This window comes from Pseudomonas sp. NBRC 111140 (genome assembly GCF_001320885.1).
Lineage (GTDB): Bacteria > Pseudomonadota > Gammaproteobacteria > Pseudomonadales > Pseudomonadaceae > Aquipseudomonas > Aquipseudomonas putida_P.
This window is the reverse complement of record NZ_BCBQ01000192.1, coordinates 1-1,666: the sequence shown is the minus strand read 5'-3', so window position 1 is coordinate 1,666 and position 1,666 is coordinate 1. Positions and strand designations below refer to the sequence as shown.

At 63.9% G+C, this 1,666-nt stretch carries 2 protein-coding genes and 1 pseudogene; all 3 read left to right on the top strand.

The window, feature by feature from the left end; all coding sequences use genetic code 11:
• A pseudogene (locus tag APH42_RS30050) lies at positions 1–167 on the top strand (lipoprotein-releasing system transmembrane subunit LolC); the annotation flags it as partial.
• 7 nt (positions 168–174) lie between these two features.
• Positions 175–858: a lipoprotein-releasing ABC transporter ATP-binding protein LolD gene (gene lolD / locus APH42_RS28820; RefSeq protein WP_171577286.1), complete on the top strand. Its 684-nt coding sequence runs from the start codon at positions 175–177 to the stop codon at positions 856–858.
• A gap of 61 nt (positions 859–919) precedes the next feature.
• Positions 920–1,666 (top strand): ABC transporter permease (locus tag APH42_RS28815; protein ID WP_177336892.1); only part of this gene is annotated, 747 nt, incomplete at its 3' end.

The following is a 1,666-nucleotide window of genomic DNA, read 5'->3' as shown; positions in this document are numbered from 1 at the left end:
TCCTCAACGCCGACGTGTACTTCATCGATTACCTGCCGTCGCAGATCCAGGCCCAGGACGTGTACATGGTCTGCGGTGCGGCGCTGGTCCTGAGTTTCTTCGCCACCCTGTACCCGGCCTGGCGTGCGGCCCGCACCCAGCCTGCAGAGGCGCTACGTTATGAGTGAGTCGCGCATGAGTGATAAAGCCGTTCTGAGTTGCCGCAACCTGGGCAAGTCCTACGACGAGGGCCCGGAGTCGGTGCAGGTGCTGTCCGGCCTCAACCTGGAGCTGCACGCCGGTGAGCGTATCGCCATCGTCGGCAGCTCGGGCTCTGGCAAGAGCACCTTGCTCAACCTGCTGGGTGGCCTCGACCGGCCGACCCAAGGCAGCGTGTGGCTGGCGGGCGAAGAGCTGTCCGCGCTAGGCGAGCGTGCCCGTGGCCTGCTGCGCAACCGTGAGTTGGGCTTTGTCTATCAGTTTCACCACCTGCTGCCAGAGTTCACCGCCATCGAGAACGTGTGCATGCCGCTGCTGATCGGCCGCACGCCCATCCCCGAGGCCCGTGAGCGTGCCGAGGCGCTGCTCAAGCGCGTAGGCCTGGGCCACCGTTTGAACCACAAACCGGCCGAGCTGTCCGGTGGCGAGCGCCAGCGCGTGGCGATTGCCCGAGCGCTGGTCAACCGCCCTGGCCTGGTGATGCTCGACGAGCCGACCGGCAACCTCGACCACCATACCGCTCAGGGCATTCAGGAACTGATGCAGGAGCTGTCCAGCGCCTCGCGCACGGCATTCCTGGTGGTTACCCATGACCTCAACCTGGCGCGGCAGATGGACCGTGTATTGAAGCTCGACGACGGCCATCTGGTGGCGATCTGATCGACTGCTCGGGGTGGCTGGTGCCGCCCCGTTTTCCTGTTTTCATTGGGTGATTTCGTACATGTTCAGACCCTTGCCCATTTTTATCGGCGCGCGCTACACCCGAGCCAAGCGTCGCAACCACTTCATCTCGTTCATCTCGATGACGTCGATGATCGGCCTGTCGCTGGGCGTGCTGGCGATGATCGTGGTGCTGTCGGTGATGAACGGCTTCCAGCGCGAAATGAGCTCGCGCATTCTCGGGTTGGTGCCGCATGCCGCCATCCTTGGCGTGCAGCCATTGGACGATTGGCACAAGGTGGCCGACGCTGCCATGCAGAACCCGGCGGTGATGGCGGTGGCGCCGATTACCGAGATGGAAGGCATGCTGTCGTACAAAGGTGCGATGCAGCCGATTCAGGTGGGTGGTATCGACCCGGCCGAGGAGGGCAAGGTCTCGATCGTTGGCCAGCACATCGTGCAGGGCCGCTTGCAAGACCTGCAGCCAGGTGAGTTCGGTGTGGTCATCGGCGAGCTGACGGCGCGGCGTTTTCGTCTGAACACTGGCGACAAACTGACCTTGATCGTGCCGGAAATCAGCAAGGAGCCGGGTGGCATTACCCCGCGCATGCAGCGCCTGACCGTGGTCGGGATCTTCAAGGTGGGCGCCGAGCTGGATGGCTCGCAAGCCTATATCCATGTGGCTGATGCTGCCGAGATGCAACGCTGGGCGCCGGGCCAGGTGCAGGGCGTGCGCCTGAAGCTGCATGACCTGTATGCCGCGCCGCAGGTGTCCAAGGCAATTGCTGCAGGGCTCGGCGACGCCTAC

Coding starts and splice junctions, on each gene's coding strand:
- lolD (WP_171577286.1), top strand. CDS start 175: ATGAGTGATAAAGCCGTTCTGAGTTGCCGCAACCTGGGCAAGTCCTAC.